Source organism: Streptomyces sp. NPDC045899 (assembly GCF_056431485.1).
The window spans coordinates 182,318-202,505 of sequence record NZ_JBWKKP010000007.1 but is presented as its reverse complement, the minus strand read 5'-3'; the positions used below and the strand labels follow the sequence as shown (position 1 = coordinate 202,505).

The window sequence follows — 20,188 nt, the reverse complement described above, 5'->3', positions numbered from 1 at the left end:
GCGCGCGGCGGCCGGACGACGAGCGAGGAGCCATCCGATGACCACCGACCCCCGCACCGGACCGCCCCCCTTCGGCGATGAGCGCGAGACGCTGCGCGCCTGTCTCGAGTACCACCGCACCACGCTCGCCATGAAGTGCGAAGGGCTCACCGACGAGGAGCTGCGGCAGCGGTCGATGCCGCCCTCGTCGCTGTCGCTGCTCGCGCTGGTGCGCCATCTGGCCGAGGTGGAACGCGCCTGGTTCCGGCGGACGTTCGAGGACGACCAGGCGCCGATGGTGTGGTCGGACACCGTCGACTTCCAGGCCGCCTACGACGACAGCGGGTCGGACCGGGCCGAGGCGTTCGGCGCGTGGGAGGCGGAGGTCGGGAACTCCCGCCGGATCGAACGCGAGGCGGCCTCCCTGGACGTGGCCGGGTATCAGCCCCGCTGGGACAAGGAGGTGTCGCTGCGGATGGTGCTGCTGCACGTCCTGCTGGAGTACGCCCGCCACAACGGCCACGCGGATCTGCTGCGGGAGGCGGTGGACGGGGCCACCGGGGCCTGAAGGTAGTGGGCCCGGTGGCGTGCGGGTGCACCGGTCTTCCGCCGCGCCGGGGGCAACCGGTTTCATGGACGGGACGCTGATCGACTGCGCTCACCGCGCGAGGAGGTCCGAGGTTGTCCGTGCTCTCCCGTCCTCATACGTCGCCCCGCCCCGTCCGGCCCGCCGTGCCCCTCCGTCTCCCCCGCTGGTCCGCCCGTAGCCGCCGCCGGCTGGCCGCCGACAGCGCGCTGCTGGCCGTGGCCGCGGCCTTCCTCCTCCCGTTGGCGTGGCTGGTGCTCGCCTCGGTCGACGAGGAGGCCACCCTGCGGGTCTCGGCGCCCGGATCGCCCACCCTGGCGAACTTCTCGGCCGTCTGGACGGACGAGATCACCTTCACCCCGATGCTCAACAGTCTGCTGCTGTGCGGCGGCGGCACCGTGCTGACGGTGGTGTGCGCCGCGCTGGCCGCGTACCCGCTGTCCCGTTTCCGCTCCCGGATGGTGCGCCCGTACCTGCTGACGGTGCTGTTCACCACGTGTCTGCCGATCACCGCGATCATGGTTCCGGTCTACGGGCTGTTCGTGCAGGTGAATCTGATCGACACCATGGGGGGTACCGCACTCTTCCTCGCCGCCTCCCAACTCCCCTTCGCCATCTGGCTGATGAAGAACTTCATGGACGGTGTTCCGGTGATCCTGGAGGAGGCGGCCTGGACGGACGGGGCGTCCTGGTTCCAGGGTCTGACGCGGGTGATCCTGCCGCTGATGGGACCGGGCATCACGGTGGTGACGATCTACAGCTTCATCATGATGTGGGGCAACTTCTTCGTCCCCTTCATGCTGCTCCTGGACCCCGGGCAGCTGCCTGCCTCGGTGTCCATCTTCACCTTCTTCGGCAACTACGGTCAGGTGGTCTACGGCCAGCTCGCCGCGTTCTCGATCCTCTACTCCACCCCGGTGGTGCTGCTGTACGTGCTGATCGCCCGCCGGATGGGCGGGGGTTTCGCGCTGGGCGGCGCCGTCAAGGGGTGAGCCGCTGACGGCGCCACCGGCTCATCCGCCCGGCAGCGACGGCGCCTCGCAGCCGTGATGGGCGGCGGAGCGGGTGGCGAACGCCTTGAGGGCGGCGCGTTCGTACGACAGGTCCGGGCTGCGGCGGGCGTCGCCGTCGGCGTCGTCGGCGCGGATCAGGTACAGCGCGGACTCCGCGCCCCGGGGGCAGGTGGCCCCGGCCCAGTAGGCGCTGCGGCCCAGGCGGCCCGCGGGCTTCTCGGCGGGGGTGACGTTCTCGTAGTCGTAGTCACGGGTGAACTGGGAGCGGGCGTCCTCCGCGTACGGGCCGTAGTACGCCTCCAGCCGGTAGCGCGGGGAGCCGTCCCGGGCACCGAGCGCGCAGGTCTCGCGGGGCGCGCCCTCGCGGGCGGTCTCCCGGGCGGTGGAGACGGCGGAGCGGGCGGCCGTCGGGACCCCGGCGCAGGTGCCCTCGGCCCCGATGAGCGGTTCGTACTCGTCCTCGTTGACCGGGAGGTCGACCCCGCGCACCGGCTTCCCCAGCCGCGCCCCGCAGTCCCAGTGGTCGTCGGCGGCCTCGGCGGTGGCGGTGGCGGTGCGGACGAAGTCGGGGCGTGCGGCGGGGTCGTCGAGGGTGATGTCGCGGCCGAGCACCGTGTCGACGGTGATCAGCAGGGAGTCGCCGCCCTTGGCGCACGGGAGCAGTACGGCGGTGGTGGCCTCGCCGTCCTCACCGTCGCCGAGCCGGGCGCTGTCGGTGGCGAAGAGTCCGGACCAGCCGTGACCGAGCGGGACGGGCAGGGTGTCGCGGGCCGGTACGGCGGCGTAGAGCTCACCCGTGCCGTACTCGTCCTCCGGCCGGGGCGACCCCGCGATGCTCACCGTCAGGCTGCCGGTCCCCTCGGCCTTCACCTCGCAGCGCACGGACAGGGAGTTGCCGCGCCCGCTCCGGCCCGTGCCGCCGAAGGACCCCTCGGTGCGATTGGTGACCTCCACATCGCCGTCGCCGAGTACGGCGCGGACGTCGTCGACCGGGAGCACCCCGTCACACGCCTCGTCCAGCGCCCGGTCCCCGCTGCCCGCGAACCAGACGATCACTCCCGCGAGGGCGGCCAGCGCCACCGCGACGGCCACCAGGGCGCGCGACCGCCGCCGGGGGAGCCACCGTGGGATCAGTGCCACTGCTCCACCTCTCCGAGCACCTTGGTGTCACGGCACCCGGCCGTCCTCGGCCAGGCGTCGTCGCTCCGCAGATAGCGGTCCAGTACCGCGCGGACGGCCCGGGACATGCGGGCGCGGTCCTTCGCGCCGAGGACGGCGGTCTCCCCGTCGTCGAAGCGGACCTCGGGGAGGACGGACACCCGGTGATAGGTGGCCCGGCCGCCGCACACCGACCGCGCCCACAGGGCGATTTGGGGGCGCGAGGCGTAGGAGGAGATGCGGTCCTCGCCCCGGTCGCCGCGGGCGGAGCCGTCCTGCGGCACGGTGCCCCGCTCCTCGTCCACGCCCCAGCCCGGCACATGGCCCTCGCGCTCGTACGCGTCGTACGCGGACCGGCCGAGGATCCCCGACCAGCTGGCCGCCTCCACACCGGTGATCTCCCACTCCTCCGGGGAGGCGCCGTCGTTCTCCTCGGCCTCCTCGTCCCAGTCGCCGACGCAGGCGCTCAGCGCGCCGGACTCCTGGAGGTCGCCGAGGGTGGTCCAGCGGCCGGACTTCACCCCGAGCGGCGCGGGGTCGCCGATCCAGCGGCACTTGCGCAGATCGCGGCCGGGTTCATCGATCCGCTCCGGCCGCCACCGGCCCTTCCTGGTGTGGGCCTCGTAGGTGTCCAGCACCTCGGCCGGCATCGGCAGCGGGGCGCCACCGCAGTGCTGGGAGGCGGTGATGGCGTTGGCGACGTGGACGGCGGTGCGGAATCCGGCGAGGGCGGCGGCGCGCTCGCGGCCGCTCCGGTCCGGCCCGCCCCCGTCACCCGCGTCGTCCCCGTCGGTGACCCGGGCCCGGACGTAGAGATCGGTGGTGGGACGGGTGCGTCCGGCCAGTCCGTTCCGGCAGTCGGCCACCAGCCAGGCGCCGTGGCGCCCGTACTGGCCGGTGGTGCCGGGTGCCACGAAGGTGCCCTCGCCACCGTTGGGTTCGAGCAGTTCCCGGGTCTTCGTCTCCTCGGGCACACCGGAGACCAGCGCTTCGGCGTGGACCGTGACCCCGTGGCCGTCACCCCAGGACAGCGTGCAGTCCAGCAGGGAGCGGCTGTCCTGGCCCGGCGCCAGCATCGTGCCGTACTGCCGCAGTTCGCCCTGGTGGCCGTCGGGCGCCCGGGGCGCCAGGTCGCGGTAGGGCAGGGTGCCGTCGCACGCCTTCTTCAACTGGGCCCGGTTGGCGGCACGATGACCGCCCTCGCCGCCCCGGGTGGCCAGTACGACCCCCACGACCAGTGCCGTGATGACCACGATGAGGACCGTGTGGCGCAGCCACCCGCGATCCGGTAAACCCCGCATCCCGCCCGTACTCCTTCGTCCCCCCTGATCAAGCGTTCCCCACGATCAGGTGTCCCCCGTGGTCAGGTCTGCCCCGGCGTTCACGGACCCGGCGGCTTCCCTGATCGCGGGGACAGTACCAGAGGGGACGGGGGGTCAGCGGCGCGCCCCGGAGACCACCGGGTCGAAACGGAAGACCTGCCCCGATTCGCCCTCCCGGCAGGGGAGTTGGACCACATGGGCCCAGGGTTCCGCGGTGCCGCCCGGCACCGTCAGACAGTAGCCGGTGTGGACCGGCCGCAGCCGGTATCCGGTGGCCGGGCGGGCGACGGCCTCCAGCCGGAACTTCTCACCCGCGCCCCGGGAGCCGCATACGGCGTCGACGAGGAAGGCCCCCTCGACCGTCCGCCCGCCGGCGATCCCGGTACAGCCGGAGCCGTCCTCCTGGTGCCGGGCGGCGATCCGCCAGTAGCCGCCGTCCAGCCGCTCGAGGGAGAAGGCGGGGCGGTCGTCCCCGCAGGGCGCCTGGTAGACCCAGTCGGTGGGCTCGTCCGCGCGCTCGGACAGGCACTGCCCGGAGTGGGCGGCCCGGATGCGGTACGCCCCGGGGACGGGGGCGGGCAACGCGGCGCCGGAGGTCGAAGCCATGGAGTCCGACCGCTGCCCCGCGCCCTCCTGCCGCTTGCCCGCCGACGTCCCGCCGTGGTGGCTGCCGCGGGTGGTGACCGCGATGGCCACGACGGTGGCGGTCAGCGCCAGCACGGAGAGCAGGGTCACCGCGCGGGAGCGGCGTAAGGAGGACAGGCCGAGCAGGCCGTCCGGGGGCTCCGGCGGGCCGCCGCCATCGTCGTCGTCCCGGTCCGCGCGGACCCGGTACGGAACGATCACGGTGGCGGGGACGACGGTGCGGGCACGGGCGGGGACCGGTCCGCCGCCCGGCGCGGTGCGGGCCGCCAGGTCCGCCCGGACCGACAGCCAGACGGTGAGCTCGGCGGGGCCGACCCCGCAGGCCCGGACGAACGCGGCCACCAGATCCTCGCCCGGCAGCGCGGCACACCCCAGCACTCCGGCGAGGGTGGTGCGCGGCAGCGGCTCCCCGGCCGCCTCGGCGCGCGCCGCCAACTCCCGGTCGGTCAGGCGCGACCAGTCCTTGAGCGCCCGCATCCGGGCGGTGAACTCCTCGGGGCTCCGGGCGTGTTGTGGATCCGGAGCGCTGACGACCTGGGCCATCTGTGGTTCTCCCCCGCCGCTGTGTCCCGGCGCTGCCCGGGACGGGTCCGGGGTGTGTCCCGGACACGGGAACAGCCTTGTTCACCCACGCCGATTGTTCAAGGGTGAACTTCGTCGACGGATGAAAAAGGAGCGGCGGCCGTAACCGATCCGCGCGGAAACGGTTACGGCCGCCGTCGTGGGCGTCCGAACGGGCTCAGAAGACCGACTCGGCCTCGTCCATGCGGTCCACCGGAACGGTCTTCAGCTCGGTGACCGCGTCCGCGATCGGCACCATGGCGATGTCCGTGCCGCGCAGTGCGGTCATCATGCCGAAGTCACCTCGGTGCGCGGCCTCGACGGCGTGCCAGCCGAAGCGGGTGGCGAGCACCCGGTCGTACGCGGTGGGGGTACCGCCGCGCTGCACATGGCCGAGGATCACCGGGCGGGCCTCCTTGCCCAGGCGCCGCTCCAGCTCGGCCGCCAGGCGGTTGCCGATCCCGGCGAAGCGCTCGTGGCCGTACTGGTCGATCTCGCCCTTCTGGTAGTCCATCGCGCCCTCGGCGGGGTGCGCGCCCTCGGCCACACAGATGACCGCGAACTTCTTACCGCGGGAGAAGCGCTCCTCGACCATCTTGACCAGGGCGTCGACCTCGAAGGGCCGCTCCGGCAGACAGATGCCGTGGGCACCGCCCGCCATACCGGACTCCAGGGCGATCCAGCCCGCGTGCCGCCCCATGACCTCGACGACCATCACCCGCTGATGCGATTCGGCGGTGGTCTTCAGCCGGTCCATGGCCTCGGTGGCGACACCGACGGCGGTGTCGAAGCCGAAGGTGCGGTCGGTGGAGGAGATGTCGTTGTCGATGGTCTTGGGAACGCCGACGATGGGCAGCCCCGCGTCCGAGAGCATCCGGGCGGCGGTGAGGGTGCCCTCGCCGCCGATCGGGATCAGCACATCGATGCCGTAGTCACGGGCGTGGTCCCTGGAGGTCTCGCACGCCTCGCGCAGCCGGGCCCGCTCCAGCCGGGAGGAGCCGAGGATGGTGCCCCCGCGGGAGAGGATGCCGCCGACGTCGTCGAGGTCCAGCTTGCGGTGGCGGCCGTCGAGGAGGCCCTTGAACCCGTCCTCGAACCCGATCACCTCGTCACCGTGACCGGCCACCGCGCGATGGACGACCGAACGGATCACAGCGTTGAGGCCGGGGCAGTCGCCGCCTGCGGTGAGAACTCCGATGCGCATCGTGCTGTGTCTCCTGCTCCCTACGGGTAGATCTGAGCCAGTCCGATTGTTTCATGGGCTGGGTAGTGCTGTATCCCTCGTACTGGCGAGCGCCTTAACGACGGCCGCAGGTATTGTCAAGAGGACTGGGCCATACAATGTGGTCAATTTGCGTCCGAAGGACGTACGCCAGGACAACACCGAAGAACGCCGAGGAAACGGAGATCACGCGTGACGCGCAGCGTGTACGTGACCGGGATCGAACGTGGCGACGGGCGCCAGGTCGTCGAACTGGGGGTCATGGAGCTCCTGACCCGCCACGTCGACCGGGTCGGGGTGTTCCGGCCCCTGGTGCACGACGACCCCGACCGGCTCTTCGACCTGCTGCGGGCCCGCTACCGGCTGAGCCAGTCCCCCGGGTCGGCCCTCGGTATGACGTACGAGGAGGCGGCCCGCCTCCAGGCCGAGCGGGGCTCCGACGAGCTGGTGTCACGGCTGGTCGGCCGGTTCCACGAGGTGGCCCGGGAGTACGAGTACGTCCTGGTGCTGGGCAGTGACTACGCTGCCACCAGCCTCCCCGACGAGCTGGGGCTCAACGCCCGGCTGGCCAATGAGTTCGGCGCCTCGGTGATCACCGTGGTGGGCGGCCAGAACCAGACGGCGGAGTCGGTCGGCGCCGAGGCGCACAACGCCTACCGCGCCTACGAGGCCCAGGGCTGTGACGTGGTCGCCGTGGTGGTCAACCGGGTCGCCCCCGAGGACCGCGAGGCGATCGCCGGCCGGCTGGACTCCCGGCTGCCGGTCCCCTGCTACGCACTGCCCGAGGACGGTTCGCTGTCGGCGCCCACCGTCTCGCAGATCGTCCGCACCCTGGGCGCCGAGGTACTGCTCGGCGATCACGGCGGACTGTCGAGGGACGTCCGCGACTTCGTCTTCGGCGGCGCCATGCTGCCCAGCTTCCTGCCCGCGCTCACCGAGGGCTGTCTGGTGGTGACGCCCGGGGACCGCGCCGATCTGATCGTGGGCGCGCTGGCCGCGCACAGCGCGGGCGCCCCGGCCATCGCCGGAGTGCTGCTCACCCTGGACGAGCGGCCGGGCCCGGACATCCTGGCGCTCGCCTCCCGGCTGGCCCCGGGCACCCCGGTGGTGTCGGTGGCGGGCGGGTCCTTCCCGACCGCGGCCGAGCTGTTCGCGATCGAGGGCAAGCTCAACGCGGGCGCGCCGCGCAAGGCGGAGACCGCGCTCGGCCTCTTCGAGCGGCACGTGGACACCGCGGCGCTCACCGAGCGGATCGCGGTGGCCCGCTCCGGCCGGGTCACCCCGATGATGTTCGAGCACGAGCTGATCGAGCGCTCCCGTTCGCAGCGGCGCCGGGTGGTCCTCCCCGAGGGCACCGAGGAGCGGGTGCTGCGGGCGGCCGATGTGCTGCTGCGCCGGGACGTCTGCGACCTCACCCTGCTCGGCGAGGAGGACGCGGTCCGCAAGCGCGCCGCCGAGCTGGGCATCCAGCTCGCGGACGCCGATGTGGTCGATCCGCAGACCTCACCGCTGCGGGAGCGCTTCGCCGAGAACTACGCGGAGCTGCGCGCCCACAAGGGCGTCTCCTACGAGCTGGCCTACGACGTGGTGGCCGACGTCTCCTACTTCGGCACCCTGATGGTGCAGGAGGGGCTGGCCGACGGCATGGTCTCCGGCGCGGTGCACTCCACCGCCGCCACCATCCGGCCCGCCTTCGAGATCATCAAGACCGCGCGGGGCGCCCACATCGTCTCGTCGGTGTTCTTCATGTGCCTGGCCGACCGGGTGCTGGTCTACGGCGACTGCGCGGTCAACCCCGACCCCGACGCCGAGCAGCTCGCGGACATCGCCATCCAGTCGGCGACCACCGCCGCCCAGTTCGGGGTCGAGCCGAGGATCGCGATGCTCTCGTACTCCACCGGCACCTCCGGCTCCGGCGCCGATGTGGACAAGGTCCGCAAGGCCACCGAGCTGGTGCGGGAGCGCCGCCCCGATCTGCTGGTCGAGGGCCCCATCCAGTACGACGCCGCGGTGGACGCGGCGGTGGCGGCGACCAAGCTGCCCGACTCCGAGGTGGCGGGCAAGGCCACCGTGCTGATCTTCCCGGACCTGAACACCGGCAACAACACCTACAAGGCCGTCCAGCGCTCGGCGGGCGCCGTCGCGGTCGGCCCGGTGCTCCAGGGTCTGCGCAAGCCGGTGAACGACCTGTCCCGCGGGGCACTCGTCCAGGACATCGTCAACACCGTCTCCATCACCGCCATCCAGGCGCAGTCCCCGGCGTCCCCGACCTCCACGTCCCCGACACAGAAGGTGCAGTCCGCGTGAACGGCTCCCGCGTCCTCGTCCTCAACTCCGGCTCCTCTTCGGTGAAGTACCAGCTGCTGGACATGGCTGACGGCACCCGGCTCGCCTCCGGCCTCGTCGAGCGCATCGGGGAGGGCCCGGTCGCCGACCACGCGGCCGCCCTCAAGCAGGTCGCCGAGGAGCTGGCCCGGCAGGACCTGGGGCTGGACTCACCGGAGCTGGCGGCGGTCGGCCACCGGGTGGTGCACGGCGGCACCCGGTTCACCGAGCCCGCACTGATCACCGATGAGGTGGTCGAGGAGATCGAGAAGCTGATCCCGCTGGCCCCGCTGCACAACCCGGCCAATGTCACCGGGATCAAGGTGGCCCGTGAGCTGCGCCCGGACCTGCCGCAGGTCGCGGTGTTCGACACGGCGTTCCACTCGACGATGCCGGAGTCCGCCGCGCGCTACGCCGTCGACGTGGACACCGCCGACCGGTTCGGGGTGCGCCGCTACGGCTTCCACGGCACCTCGCACGCCTATGTCTCCCGCGCCACCGCCGCCCTGCTGGACCGGGACGTGTCCGAGGTCAACACCATCGTGCTGCACCTGGGCAACGGGGCCAGCGCCTCGGCCGTGCGCGGCGGGGTGTGCGTGGACACCTCGATGGGGCTCACCCCGCTGGAGGGCCTGGTCATGGGCACCCGCTCGGGCGATCTGGACGCGGCGGCGATCTTCCACCTGTCCCGGGTGGGCGGGATGTCCATCGACGAGATCGACACCCTGCTGAACAAGCGCAGCGGACTGCTGGGGCTGTGCGGGGACAACGACATGCGGGAGATCGGCCGCCGGATGGGCGAGGGCGACGCCGAAGCACAGCTCGCCTTCGACATCTACATCCACCGGCTGCGGAAGTATGTGGGCGCGTACACCGCGGTACTCGGCCGGGTGGACGCCATCGCCTTCACCGCCGGCGTGGGGGAGAACTCCGCGGCGGTCCGGGAGGCGGCGATGCGCGGGCTCACCGCGTTCGGTGTCGAGGTGGACGCGGTGCGCAACGCGCTGCGCGGCTCCGGGGCGCGGCTGATCTCCACCGAGAACAGCCGGGTCGCGGTGGCCGTGGTGCCCACCGATGAAGAGCTGGAGATCGCCAGCCAGACGTTCGACCTGGTCAGCGACTAGCCGTCGTTTTGTTGTCGGTCCTTCTCCGGCCTGAAATATTCCGCTCCGAAACAAACCGATAGGATCAGCCTCATGCGCCGTTCCAAAATCGTCTGCACCCTGGGCCCCGCCGTCGACTCCTACGACCAGCTGAAGTCGCTGATCGAGGCCGGGATGAACGTGGCCCGATTCAATATGAGCCACGGGAGTCACGCGGAGCACGAGGAGCGGTACCACCGCGTCCGCAAGGCGTCCGAGGAGACCGGCCGCGCCGTGGGCGTGCTGGCCGACCTCCAGGGCCCCAAGATCCGCCTGGAGACCTTCGCCGACGGTCCGGTGGAGCTGGTCCGCGGTGACGAGTTCATCATCACCACCGAGGACGTCCCCGGTGACCGGACCATCTGCGGCACCACCTACAAGGGGCTGCCGGGCGATGTGTCCAAGGGCGACCAGGTCCTGATCAACGACGGCAACGTGGAGCTGCGGGTCACCGCGGTCGAGGGTCCGCGGGTGCGGACCATCGTGATCGAGGGCGGGGTGATCTCCGATCACAAGGGGATCAACCTGCCGGGCGCGGCGGTCAACGTCCCGGCGCTGTCCGAGAAGGACGTCGAGGACCTGAAGTTCGCCCTGGGCCTGGGCTGCGACATGGTCGCGCTGTCCTTCGTCCGGGACGCGGCCGACGTCCGCGACGTCCACCGGGTGATGGACGAGGTGGGCCGCCGGGTGCCGGTGATCGCCAAGGTCGAGAAGCCGCAGGCGGTCGCCAATATGACCGAGGTCGTCGATGCCTTCGACGCCGTGATGGTGGCCCGCGGCGACCTGGCGGTGGAGTACCCGCTGGAGAAGGTCCCGATGGTGCAGAAGCGGCTGATCGAGCTGTGCCGCCGGAACGCCAAGCCGGTGATCGTGGCGACCCAGATGATGGAGTCGATGATCACCAACTCCCGCCCCACCCGCGCCGAGGCGTCCGATGTCGCCAACGCGATCCTGGACGGCGCGGACGCGGTCATGCTCTCCGCCGAGTCCTCGGTCGGCTCGTACCCGATCGAGACCGTGAAGACGATGTCCCGGATCGTCCAGGCCGCCGAGGAGGAGCTGCTCTCCCGCGGTCTCCAGCCGCTGGTGCCGGGCAAGAAGCCGCGTACACAGGGCGGCTCGGTCGCCCGCGCGGCCTGCGAGATCGCCGACTTCCTGGGCGCCAAGTCGCTGGTGGCCTTCACCAAGTCCGGTGACACCGCCCGGCGGCTCTCCCGCTACCGCGCCCAGCAGCCGATCCTGGCCTTCACCACCGACGCCGCGACCCGTAACCGGCTGACCCTCAGCTGGGGCGTGGAGTCCTTCGTGGTGCCCTACGTCGAGAACACCGACGCCATGGTGGACCTGGTCGATGCCGAACTGCTGAAGCTGGGCCGCTACTCCGCGGGCGACACCATGATCATCACTGCTGGTTCACCCCCCGGCGTCCCCGGCACCACCAACATGGTGCGGGTGCACCACCTGGGCGGCGAGGGACAGTAACCCCCTCCCCCACCGCGCGCGGACGGCGAACGGCCGGACTCCCCCGGGAGCCCGGCCGTCGGCGTCTGACCGGCGGGCCTCAGCTCATGGCCCAGACATAGCGGTCGTCGTCGAAGCGCCGCGGCGGGCCCTGGCCTTCCGCGAACAGCTCGGCGACCACCGCCGCGTCCACCGTCTGCGCACCGTCGGTCAGCCGGACCCGGGCCCCGGCCTCGTCCAGCACCTCGATGGCCTTGCCCGGCAGCACCCGGCCGGGGAGGTGGCGGACGGTGAGGGTGACGGCGGCCTCCAGGGCGTCATCGGTGATGGAGACGGCGTGGTGACGCTCGTACTCGGGGCGCAGCAGCCGCAGGATGGCCACCGTGTCGTCGAGGGACGGCTCACCCACCGGGACCGGCTGGAAGAACGTCTCCAGCGCGGGCCGGTGCGCGGCCGGTTCGACCACCGCGATCACCCGGACCCCGGACTCCCGCAGCGCGGACAGGGTGTCGGACCCCTCGGCCAGATCGGCGTCGTCGAGGAAGAGCACGGTGGTGGCGGGATCGCGCAGCTCCGCCAGCGCCGTACGCAGCTGACCCGGGTGGACGGCGCGCAGCCGCACTCCGGAGAGCCCCGCCGGCGCCTCATCACCGGCCAGCCTCTGGGCCAGCCCCATGACGATCGACGTCCGGCCGACGCCCGGCTTCCCCACCAGCAGCGCACAGTTGCGGGACTTGCGCATCAGCACCTGCATCAGACGCTGGATCTCCCGCTCCCGCCCGGCCACCGGATCGAGCCGCGACCGCCGCGCGGCCTCGGTGAGATCGCGCGAGGCGGTCACCGGCGGCTCCGCGGGCACGGGTGGTTCCGGTACGGACGGCTCCTGCTCCTGCGCCGTCGGCGGAGCGGTGATGAGCCGCACGACCCGCTCACGCACCCGCCGGGGGCCGTCCTCGCCGAGGAGGCCGATGAGGAGCTGCACGGCCACCCCCTCGCCCTCGCGCATCAGCCCCAGCAGCAGATGCTCCACACCGATGTAGCGGTGGTCGAGGGTGGCGGCCTCCCGCAGGGCGAGCTCCAGCACCTTCTTGATGCGTGGAGTGAAGGGGAGATGGCCGGTGGGGGTCTCGGTGCCAGGCCCGATGATCTCCACGATCCGGCCGTGCGCCCACGCGTGCGACGCTCCCAGGCTCTCCAGGGCCGAACCGGCCACGCCCCCCGCCGTGAGCAGGCCCAGCAACAGGTGCTCGCCGCCGATGTAGTTGTGCTTCAGGCCCCGCGCCTCTTCCTGCGCGGACACCACGGCCCGGCGGGCGCGGTCGGTGTAGAGCTCGAACTGGAAACCGCTGGACCGGGTCTGTACGACGGGGGCCGGGGCGACCGGCTCCTGCTCCTGCGTCGCAGGACCCTGCGCCTCCGGGGCGGAGAGCGGTTCGAGCGCGCGCACGGAGTTGCGAAGGCCCTCCAGAGTGGTGCCGAAGGACCGCAGCACCTGGGCCGCGGCCCCTTCGCCCTCCCGCATCAGCCCGAGCAGCAGATGCTCGGTACCGATGTGGCCGACCCCCAGCTGGAGGGCTTCGCGCAGCGAGAGCTCCAGCACCTTCTTGGCACCTGAGGTGAAGGGGATATAGCCCGTGGGAGCCACCGCGCCGCGCTCCATGATCTGTTCCGTACGGGCCCGCACCGCGTCCGGGGCGACCCCGGCCGCCTCCAGGGCCTGGAGACCCGGGGTACCGGCGACGGCGAACACACCGAGCAGGAGGTGCTCGGTGCCGATGTAGTCGTGGTGGAAGCGCCGGGCCTCCTCCTGGGCGACCACGACGGCGCGCCGCGCGGTGTCGGTGAACCGCTCGAACATCAACTCACCTCGCGGAGCAGGGCGGACAGATCGCTCAGCGCCCGCCGGGTGTGCGGATGGTCCGCGCCGAGGATCCGCTCACGGTCGGCGGCCAGTTCGCGCAGCAGGGCCTCCGCCTCGTCCGGCTCCCCGGAGCGCGCCAGGTTGTGGGCCAGGACGTGCCGGGTGCGCAGGGTGTGGACGTCGTCCGGGCCGAGCACCCGCCGCCGGTCGATCAGCAGCAGCCGCAGCATCTTGACCGCCTCCGGACGCCGACCGGACTCGCCCAGGTTGACGGCGAGGAACTGGCGGCTGCGCAGGGTGTCCGGATGGTCGGCGCCGAGCAGAGTCCGCTGCCGGGCGTGGATCTCACCCAGCGTCCGGGCTGCCCCCGCCGGGTCCCCGGCCCCGCCGAGGCTGTGCGCGAGCCATTGGCGGCCGCGCAGCGTCTCCTCGTGGTCCGCGCCCAACAGCGTCCGCTGCTCCTCCAGGAGGACGTTCAGCGCGTCGGCCGCCTCCTGGTACCGCCCGGCCTCGCACAGCGCCACGGCCGCCTCGTGGCGGGCCCACCGGGCGCGGTCGGCACTCAGCCCGTGGGCGCGGTTGCGGCCGAGGGCGAGCAGGGCCGCGGTACGGCTGCCGCGCTGGAGCGGTTCGGGCAGCCCTTCGACGTCCATGGTGTGCTGGAGCCGCCGGTAGAGCTCGTCGATGCTGAGCAGTTCGGGCCCGTCCGCCACTCCCTCGCGCAGCAGCCGGACCAGCCGTCCGGTGAACGCCGTGTTCTCCTCGCCGTCCAGCACCAGGGAGACCGCGTCGTCCGGGGAGGAGGCCATCACATAGGTGCCCGCGACCTCGACCTGTCCCGCCACGGTGGTCCGCGGTGCGGCCATGGTGCCGCTGAGCGCCCGGCCGGAGAAGCAGCTGTCGAGGATGATGACCTTGGAGGCGGCGGGGCTGTCCAGCACCACATCACGCAGTTTGCGGTACTCCAGCGAGCCGAACTCCGGCCGGGCCCAACGGCTCTTGGCCAGGGACAGGTACAGGTCGTGGCGCTTGGGTCCGATCAGACCGTGTCCGACGTAATGGACCAGCAGCAGGTCCTCCGCCCGGTGCGCGGCCTCCCACAGCGCGTCCCCGACCTCGTCGAGGTCCCCGCTGTCCAGCAGTACCGTGCAGTGCTCGGGGCGGACGGCCCCGTAGGCGGCGTCGGTCAGGGTGGCCTCCAGGTCCCGCACCGTCCGCCGCACGGCCGGGAGATCCGGCAGCTCGGGGTCGGCGTAGGTGCTGGTGCCGATCAGGACCACCCGGGAGCGCTCGGGGTCGGGCAGCCGCACCGTCTACTCCCGCTCTTCGCGCAGCGCCTCGCGGAGGATCTCCTCCACCGCGGCCTTGCTCACCTGTTTCGCCTCGATGTCGATATGTCGGCCGTCAGGGGCGTGCACCTTGATCCGGAGGTCGGACCTCCGGGGCTGCGACAGCCAGGCGCCCACCGCCCCGGCCAGTACGGGAAGCAGGCCGCCCGCGCCGACCGAGACCACCAGCAACTCGGCGACCGCGCCCATCTGTCCCCGCCGCGGGGGCGCCGCCCTGGGCCGCACCCGGCCCGCCAGCCGGGGTTCGCCCCGCAGCCAGTCGGCGAGCGATTCCAGCCCCGCGCCCGCGTCCGCGCCCTCGACCGAGATCCAGTTCTCCACCCGCTGCCCCCGCTTCCCCCGCAGCGCACTCCCGAGCGACATGGAGCGCGTTCGTTCGGACACTCAAGGTAATCATAGGCCGCGTCGGACACGAATGCGCCCGTGGGCACCAACTGCGCAACGGAGTTGGTGCCCACGGGCGCTCCCTCCCGGAAGAGGGTTTTCGCGGCTCCCGAACGGGTCTGTGTGGTCGCGGGGTCATTCCCCGGTCTTGTAGACGCGCATCCCCGGAATGGTCAGATCGCCGCCGAACTGACCGGCCTGCTTGACGGTGACCTTGGTGAAGAAGATCTCCGGGAGGTTGAGCGGCGGGGGGCTCTTCGGGCTGAAGGTGATCGGGATGATGCCCAGCAGGTTGCCCGACAGCTCCTCGGTGTACATCGTCACCGTGCCGTTCTCGATGTCCGAGGTGGAACCCTCACGCGCCTGCACATGCGTGGTGGTGCCGCCCGGCCCGATGACCGTCTGGTGCAGGTCCTTGATGCCGATGCCCTTGGCGGTGAACTTGAGGACCTTCTTGACCTTGCCGCTGTAGGTCTTGACCTCCACGATGCCCTTGTAGTCCAGGCCGTGCAGGCTCAGCATGCTGCTCTTGAGCGTCCAGGGCTCGTCGGGCAGCAGGCTGGGGGTCGGGTCGGTCTCGGCGTTCTTGTAGGCGTCGGCGTCGAACTCCGGACACGGGAAGGCGTCCTTGCCGTCCTTGTCGCCGGACTCCGAGGCGGACGGGGAGGCCGAGGGCGTGGCCTTCTCGGCCTCGTCCTTGGTGTCCTCGACCGTCTTCTTCGCCTTGTCGACGGCGTCCTTCGCACTGTCGCCGGCCTCGTCCACCGTGTCCTTGACCGCGTCGGCGGGCTTCTCGGACGACGGATCGGCGGACGGGGTGGGCGTGCTGGACTCCGACGGACTCGGCGAGGTGCTCGGCTCCGCCGGCTCCTCGTCCTCCTCGTCGTCGGGGGTGAAGATGTCGCGCAGCTTGTCCCCGAGACCCAGCGGGTCGAGCGGGTTGTCGGACTCCGACGGGCTCGGTGTGGAACTCGGCTCCCCGGACTCGTCATCGTCCTCGGAGGCGGAACCGGACGGGTCCGGCTCGGGCGTGGACGTCTCCTCCGTCGGGGTCGGCGCGGGGTCCGGCTTCTGTGCCGGAGTGTCGCCGTTCCCCGTGGAGCCGGAGCTGTCCCCGGACCCCTCGGTGCCCTCGGACCCCGCCGGATCCTTGGTGCCCGCCTCGTCCTTCTCGTCCTCGGCGCCCTTCTCGTCCTTGGCGTCCTTGTCCGCCTCATCGGGCTGGGACACACACGGCCCGGCCTTGTAGCGGTCCTCGGGCCGGGGACTCGCCGAGGCGAGCTGAGGCGTCAGCCCCATGCCCATGAGCACGGCGGTGGGCATCGCGGCCAACGCTATGGCCTTGCCCGCGGGTACCTGAAGGCGAGTGAGCATCGACTTCTTGGGCGCCGCGTGGCGTGGTCCCGTTCTCGCCCGGCGCGCGCCCGCGCCCTCCGCCTGCTCCTCGTCACCCCGCACGGTGCCTCCCATTGGTGGATTCCTGGTCCGGTGCGGCCCCGGCCCCAGCCGGTTCCGGCACGCTGTCACCGTCCTCGTCGCCCGTCGGCGCGGCACCCGATCCCTTGGCCGGCTGGGCCGAGGGAGTCTCGCCCGGCGCCCAGGCGACGCTCATCCCGCCGCCGAACAGGGCGAGCAGGAATCCCATCAGGAAGCCGCCGATGTTGGACACGGGCAGCGACACCAGGCCGAGCAGGATCGAGGCGACTCCGGCGAACACCCGTACGACGGGCTGGAACCACATGGTGAGGCCCAGGATCACCAACAGCACACCGATGATCAGCGACGCGGATCCGGCGGTGGTGGACAGGTTGATGGTGAACCCGCCCGCGCTGAGGCTGTTGTACGGGAAGTACATGATCGGCAGTCCGGCCAGCAGGGTCAGCAGCCCCGCCCAGAACGGGCGCTGCCAGCGCCATTCCCGGAAGGACCTCCGCAGGCGGCCGATACGGTCACGCGCCCCCGGCGACTCGGCACTCATTGAAAACAGCTCCCTGGGGCTGGCGATCTGCGATCGCGGTTCTACAGCGGTACTCGTTGCGCGGTGCCTCCGCGCGCGACTGGGCGATGCCGGGTGAGGGGCAGCGCCGCGGCCCCCCACCCTCCAGCTCAGCGCGTCAGAAGCACTCGTTCTTGCCCTTGCTGACCTTCATCGAAAGGCCGGAGAGCTTGAACGTGCCCGCGCTGGTCGCCCAGGCGGTCTGCTTCACATCGGTCAGCGTGGCCGAGTCGGCCTCCTGGGCGAAGGAACCAGGAAGGGCCTTGTCGCCCTTCTTGATGCCCGGGCCCTTGGTCGAATCGCCCGCCGCGACACCGATGTTGATCCCGCGGAACGTGGCATCCGCGTCCAGCTGGTCCAGGTCGATGAAGAGGTTCTTCGCCTCGACCTGCTTGCTGCCGTTACCGGCCGACAGCTTCAGCGACACATCGCCGAAGACCGGGACCGGGATGACGACCGACTGGCACAGACCCTTGATCTTGGCGTTCTTGAACGCCGAGACCGCGACGGGGATGGTCTTCCCGCCGTGCTGTGTGTCAAGGGCGCCGTACTGAACGAAGCCCTTACCGTCGAGCCGGTCGGCCGTGACCTTGAACTGCTGGCCGGACACGTTGAACGAAGCCGCGAGCGCACCCTGGGACAGGGCGACGCCGATCGCGGCCGTGGCAGCAACGCTCGGCACCATGACTACGGCGAACCGCTTCCATCTGGTCCCGCCACGAGCCAGAGACTCCATGACTTTCCTCCTTCTCGGACGTACATCTCCGGCCGGGGTCGTGACCCCGGACCTGGGATGGGAGAAGTGCTACGTCCTCGGGAAGGAGAGCGCCCACGTCTCACAGGCGCTTACCGCACCCGTGTACACCGGCGATCACCCCCGAGCGACAACCACTGGCCACGCTTCTCGCGCAACCTCCTGGACAGGCCCTGCCTGTTGGGGCAGGGACCCCCCTGTCCAAGGCCGGCGCCACTGCCGCCGACCTACTCGGTGGGGACCCAACCACGCCGTGGCGCCGACCGGATGCCGGGCTACGGGGGGATGGACCGAGCTTGGCCGATCGTGGTCCATTCGGGGCCGGGGCACAAGGGGTTCGTTACTAGCGAGTAACGGACGGATAACCGTCATGCGGCCAGACGGTCGCGGCCGGGTACGCAGGGTCGCGGTCAAGTGACCGGAAAGGGCGGGAGATTTACTCCAAGACCGGACAAACCACAGGGGTGCATTTACTGGCAGTAACAGCGACCGCGTTTACCAAGTTTTGGTAAAGAGCGGTCGCTGTCTCGTTTGAGGAGGCCGAGGTCAGAACAGCACGCGCGCCAACGCACTACGCGCAGTGACCACTCGGGGATCCTCACCGCCGATCACATCGAAGAGACCGAGGAGATGGAGCCGTGCCTTCTCCCGGTCCTCACCCACCGTCTTCCGAACCGCCTCCACCAAGCGCCCGAAGGCGTCCTCCACATGACCGCCCACCAGGTCCAGGTCGGCCGCGGCGATCTGGGTGGATACGTCCCCCGGGTGGTCCGCGGCGGCCTTGCGCACCGTCTGCGCGTCCACGCCCTGGACCCGCTCCAGCAACTCCGCCTGCGCCAGACCCAGCTTGGCCTCGCTGTTGGCGGGGTCGTCCGAGAGCACATTGCGGTACGCCTGGACGGCACCGCCCAGATCGCCCGCGTCCAGCGCCTCGTGGGCCGCGGCGAGCGCGGCGTCATGCGGCGAGACGGGCTGCGGCGGGGCGGACTGCTCCGCCTCCGCGTCCCCGGCGCCGCCTTCGACCGGTGTACCCACGATGCCGAACTGCTGCTCCGCGGCCTGGATCAGCTGGTCCAGCACCTGGCGGATCTGGGCCTCCGGCGCGGCCCCCTGGAAGAGGGGCACCGGCTGGCCCGCGATCACCGCGAAGACCGCGGGGATCCCCTGGACGCCGAACTGCTGGAACAGCATCTGGTTGGCGTCGACGTCGATCTTCGCGAGCACGAACCGTCCCGCGTACTCACCGGCCAGCTTCTCCAGGATCGGACCGAGCTGCTTGCACGGCTCGCACCACTCGGCCCAGAAGTCGATGACGACCGGTACCTCGGTGGAGCGCTGGAGGACGTCCTGCTGAAAACCGGCCTCGTCGACATCGAAGACCAGACGCGTGGGCGCGGGCGCGCCGCCGGAGCGGGCCGCGTCGGCCCGCGCCTTCTCCGCCTTCTGCTTCGCTTCCCCGGCCGCCTTCACCGCGGCGAGGTCGACCACTCCACTCATGGACATGTTCCGTGGCTGCATGGTCCTATCCTCCCCTCTTCGCGCGGTGAATGGAAAAGCGCGTCGACCGGCCCCCGACCGGCCCGCCGGCTCCCCAACCGGCGCTCATGGTCATCGCTCTTACGCTACGAGTCGTAGCGTAATCGGCGTGAGCCGCCGCGTCACCCCCGCCCCCGTCATCCGGCCACAGATCCCTGGTGATCTCTCTCACCAGGTCTTCCTTCGTCACCAGTGGGTAAGGTCGCGGACATGAGCACGCCCGCACGCCGTACCGGGCGCCCCCGCAGCGCCGAGGCCGATCGCGCGATCCTCGGGGCCACCCGGGCCGCGCTGGTCGAGCTCGGCTGGGGCAAGCTGACGATGGGCGATGTGGCGGCGCGCGCGGGGGTGGCCAAGACCACGCTCTACCGCCGCTGGGCGGGGAAGAACGAACTGGTCGTGGACGCGGTGGCGGCGGTCTTCGACGAACAGCTGGAAGTGGCCGACCACGGCAGTCTGCGGGCCGACATCGAGGACGTGGTGGTGCGGTTCGCCACCCTGCTGGAGCGCCCCGAGACCAAGACCGCGCTGATGGCCGTGGTCTCCGAGGCCACCCATGACGAGGCGCTGGGCGCACGGGTGCGGTCGGCCATCGTGGACCGGCAGAAGCGGCTGGTGCTGATCGGGCGGCAGCGGGCCCAGCTGCGCGGGGAACTGCCGGGCGAGGAGGACCCCGCCGCGGCCGCCCGCAACGCGGACCTGATCTTCGATGTGATCGCGGGCTCGGTGGTGCACCGGCTGCTGGTCAGCGCCGAACCGGTGGACCGGGAGTGGGCCTGTTCCTTCGCCACCCTGCTCCTGCACGGACTGGCGGCGGGGGGGGGGGGGGGGGGGGGGGGGGGGGGGGGAGGGGAGGGAGGGGGGGGGGGGGGGGGGGTGGGGAGTAAAAGAGGG

The 20,188-nt window shown here is 71.6% G+C and carries 17 protein-coding genes; 6 read left to right on the top strand and 11 right to left on the bottom strand.

What is annotated here, in order from left to right:
* The first annotated feature begins 37 nt into the window (after positions 1-37).
* Together AC07FT_RS13405 and AC07FT_RS13400 are read left to right on the top strand one after the other, a co-directional pair.
* Complete coding sequence (locus AC07FT_RS13405; RefSeq protein WP_479176365.1) at positions 38-547, top strand: DinB family protein; 510 nt, start codon at positions 38-40, stop codon at positions 545-547.
* A 164-nt stretch (positions 548-711) separates the two neighbouring features.
* A complete protein-coding gene (locus AC07FT_RS13400; RefSeq protein WP_479176364.1) occupies positions 712-1,557 on the top strand; it encodes a carbohydrate ABC transporter permease in 846 nt (281 codons plus the stop codon).
* Between the two features lie 21 nt (positions 1,558-1,578).
* Here the strand turns inward: AC07FT_RS13400 and AC07FT_RS13395 are convergent, their stop codons facing one another.
* The 4 genes from AC07FT_RS13395 to AC07FT_RS13380 all read right to left on the bottom strand — a co-directional run bounded on the left by AC07FT_RS13395 (position 1,579) and on the right by AC07FT_RS13380 (position 6,468).
* Positions 1,579-2,718, bottom strand: a complete 1,140-nt coding sequence (locus tag AC07FT_RS13395; RefSeq protein WP_479176363.1) for a hypothetical protein — start codon at positions 2,716-2,718, stop codon at positions 1,579-1,581.
* The gene (locus AC07FT_RS13390; protein WP_479176362.1) at positions 2,709-4,037 is read right to left on the bottom strand and encodes a hypothetical protein; all 1,329 of its coding nucleotides are present in this window, start codon (positions 4,035-4,037) and stop codon (positions 2,709-2,711) included. Before AC07FT_RS13390 ends, AC07FT_RS13395 begins: the two co-directional genes overlap by 10 nt.
* 135 nt (positions 4,038-4,172) lie before the next feature.
* Positions 4,173-5,246, bottom strand: a complete 1,074-nt coding sequence (locus AC07FT_RS13385; protein WP_479176361.1) for an RICIN domain-containing protein — start codon at positions 5,244-5,246, stop codon at positions 4,173-4,175.
* A gap of 196 nt (positions 5,247-5,442) precedes the next feature.
* Complete coding sequence (locus AC07FT_RS13380; RefSeq protein WP_479176360.1) at positions 5,443-6,468, bottom strand: 6-phosphofructokinase; 1,026 nt, start codon at positions 6,466-6,468, stop codon at positions 5,443-5,445.
* Between the two features lie 210 nt (positions 6,469-6,678).
* Between AC07FT_RS13380 and pta the strand changes: the two genes are divergently transcribed.
* The 3 genes from pta to pyk all read left to right on the top strand — a co-directional run bounded on the left by pta (position 6,679) and on the right by pyk (position 11,435).
* A complete protein-coding gene (gene pta, locus AC07FT_RS13375) occupies positions 6,679-8,793 on the top strand; it encodes a phosphate acetyltransferase (RefSeq protein ID WP_479176359.1) in 2,115 nt (704 codons plus the stop codon).
* Complete coding sequence (locus AC07FT_RS13370; protein ID WP_254738645.1) at positions 8,790-9,935, top strand: acetate kinase; 1,146 nt, start codon at positions 8,790-8,792, stop codon at positions 9,933-9,935. The genes pta and AC07FT_RS13370 overlap by 4 nt, the downstream gene beginning before the upstream one ends.
* Before the next feature lie 72 nt (positions 9,936-10,007).
* Entirely contained in the window at positions 10,008-11,435 is a 1,428-nt protein-coding gene (gene pyk, locus AC07FT_RS13365) for a pyruvate kinase (protein ID WP_479176358.1), read from the top strand.
* A gap of 79 nt (positions 11,436-11,514) precedes the next feature.
* Here pyk and AC07FT_RS13360 read toward each other — a convergent pair whose 3' ends face one another.
* The 7 genes from AC07FT_RS13360 to AC07FT_RS13330 all read right to left on the bottom strand — a co-directional run bounded on the left by AC07FT_RS13360 (position 11,515) and on the right by AC07FT_RS13330 (position 19,276).
* Positions 11,515-13,272, bottom strand: a complete 1,758-nt coding sequence (locus AC07FT_RS13360; RefSeq protein WP_479176357.1) for a Clp protease N-terminal domain-containing protein — start codon at positions 13,270-13,272, stop codon at positions 11,515-11,517.
* On the bottom strand, positions 13,272-14,585 hold the full coding sequence (locus AC07FT_RS13355) for a caspase family protein (RefSeq protein WP_479176356.1): 1,314 nt from the start codon (positions 14,583-14,585) through the stop codon (positions 13,272-13,274). Before AC07FT_RS13355 ends, AC07FT_RS13360 begins: the two co-directional genes overlap by 1 nt.
* 3 nt (positions 14,586-14,588) lie before the next feature.
* Positions 14,589-15,008, bottom strand: a complete 420-nt coding sequence (locus AC07FT_RS13350; RefSeq protein ID WP_254738639.1) for an effector-associated constant component EACC1 — start codon at positions 15,006-15,008, stop codon at positions 14,589-14,591.
* A 135-nt stretch (positions 15,009-15,143) separates the two neighbouring features.
* The gene (locus AC07FT_RS13345) at positions 15,144-16,478 is read right to left on the bottom strand and encodes a hydrogenase expression protein HypF (protein WP_479176355.1); all 1,335 of its coding nucleotides are present in this window, start codon (positions 16,476-16,478) and stop codon (positions 15,144-15,146) included.
* On the bottom strand, positions 16,456-16,986 hold the full coding sequence (locus AC07FT_RS13340; RefSeq protein ID WP_254738635.1) for a DUF6114 domain-containing protein: 531 nt from the start codon (positions 16,984-16,986) through the stop codon (positions 16,456-16,458). The genes AC07FT_RS13345 and AC07FT_RS13340 overlap by 23 nt, the downstream gene beginning before the upstream one ends.
* 136 nt (positions 16,987-17,122) lie before the next feature.
* Complete coding sequence (locus tag AC07FT_RS13335) at positions 17,123-17,740, bottom strand: DUF6230 family protein (protein ID WP_254738633.1); 618 nt, start codon at positions 17,738-17,740, stop codon at positions 17,123-17,125.
* Between the two features lie 564 nt (positions 17,741-18,304).
* Positions 18,305-19,276, bottom strand: coding sequence for a tetratricopeptide repeat protein (locus AC07FT_RS13330; protein WP_471204695.1), 972 nt, complete (start codon positions 19,274-19,276; stop codon positions 18,305-18,307).
* Positions 19,277-19,504: 228 nt separating this feature from the next.
* Between AC07FT_RS13330 and AC07FT_RS13325 the strand changes: the two genes are divergently transcribed.
* Positions 19,505-20,188: TetR/AcrR family transcriptional regulator (locus tag AC07FT_RS13325; RefSeq protein ID WP_479176354.1), on the top strand; the 684-nt coding region annotated here is incomplete at its 3' end.

Bases quoted from the DNA above. Each gene is read 5' to 3' on its own strand.
- AC07FT_RS13405 (WP_479176365.1), top strand. From the start codon at position 38: ATGACCACCGACCCCCGCACCGGACCGCCCCCCTTCGGCGATGAGCGC.
- AC07FT_RS13390 (WP_479176362.1), bottom strand. From the start codon at position 4,037: ATGCGGGGTTTACCGGATCGCGGGTGGCTGCGCCACACGGTCCTCATC.
- AC07FT_RS13385 (WP_479176361.1), bottom strand. From the start codon at position 5,246: ATGGCCCAGGTCGTCAGCGCTCCGGATCCACAACACGCCCGGAGCCCC.
- AC07FT_RS13380 (WP_479176360.1), bottom strand. From the start codon at position 6,468: ATGCGCATCGGAGTTCTCACCGCAGGCGGCGACTGCCCCGGCCTCAAC.
- pyk (WP_479176358.1), top strand. From the start codon at position 10,008: ATGCGCCGTTCCAAAATCGTCTGCACCCTGGGCCCCGCCGTCGACTCC.
- AC07FT_RS13360 (WP_479176357.1), bottom strand. From the start codon at position 13,272: ATGTTCGAGCGGTTCACCGACACCGCGCGGCGCGCCGTCGTGGTCGCC.
- AC07FT_RS13345 (WP_479176355.1), bottom strand. From the start codon at position 16,478: ATGGGAGGCACCGTGCGGGGTGACGAGGAGCAGGCGGAGGGCGCGGGC.
- AC07FT_RS13340 (WP_254738635.1), bottom strand. From the start codon at position 16,986: ATGAGTGCCGAGTCGCCGGGGGCGCGTGACCGTATCGGCCGCCTGCGG.
- AC07FT_RS13335 (WP_254738633.1), bottom strand. From the start codon at position 17,740: ATGGAGTCTCTGGCTCGTGGCGGGACCAGATGGAAGCGGTTCGCCGTA.
- AC07FT_RS13330 (WP_471204695.1), bottom strand. From the start codon at position 19,276: ATGCAGCCACGGAACATGTCCATGAGTGGAGTGGTCGACCTCGCCGCG.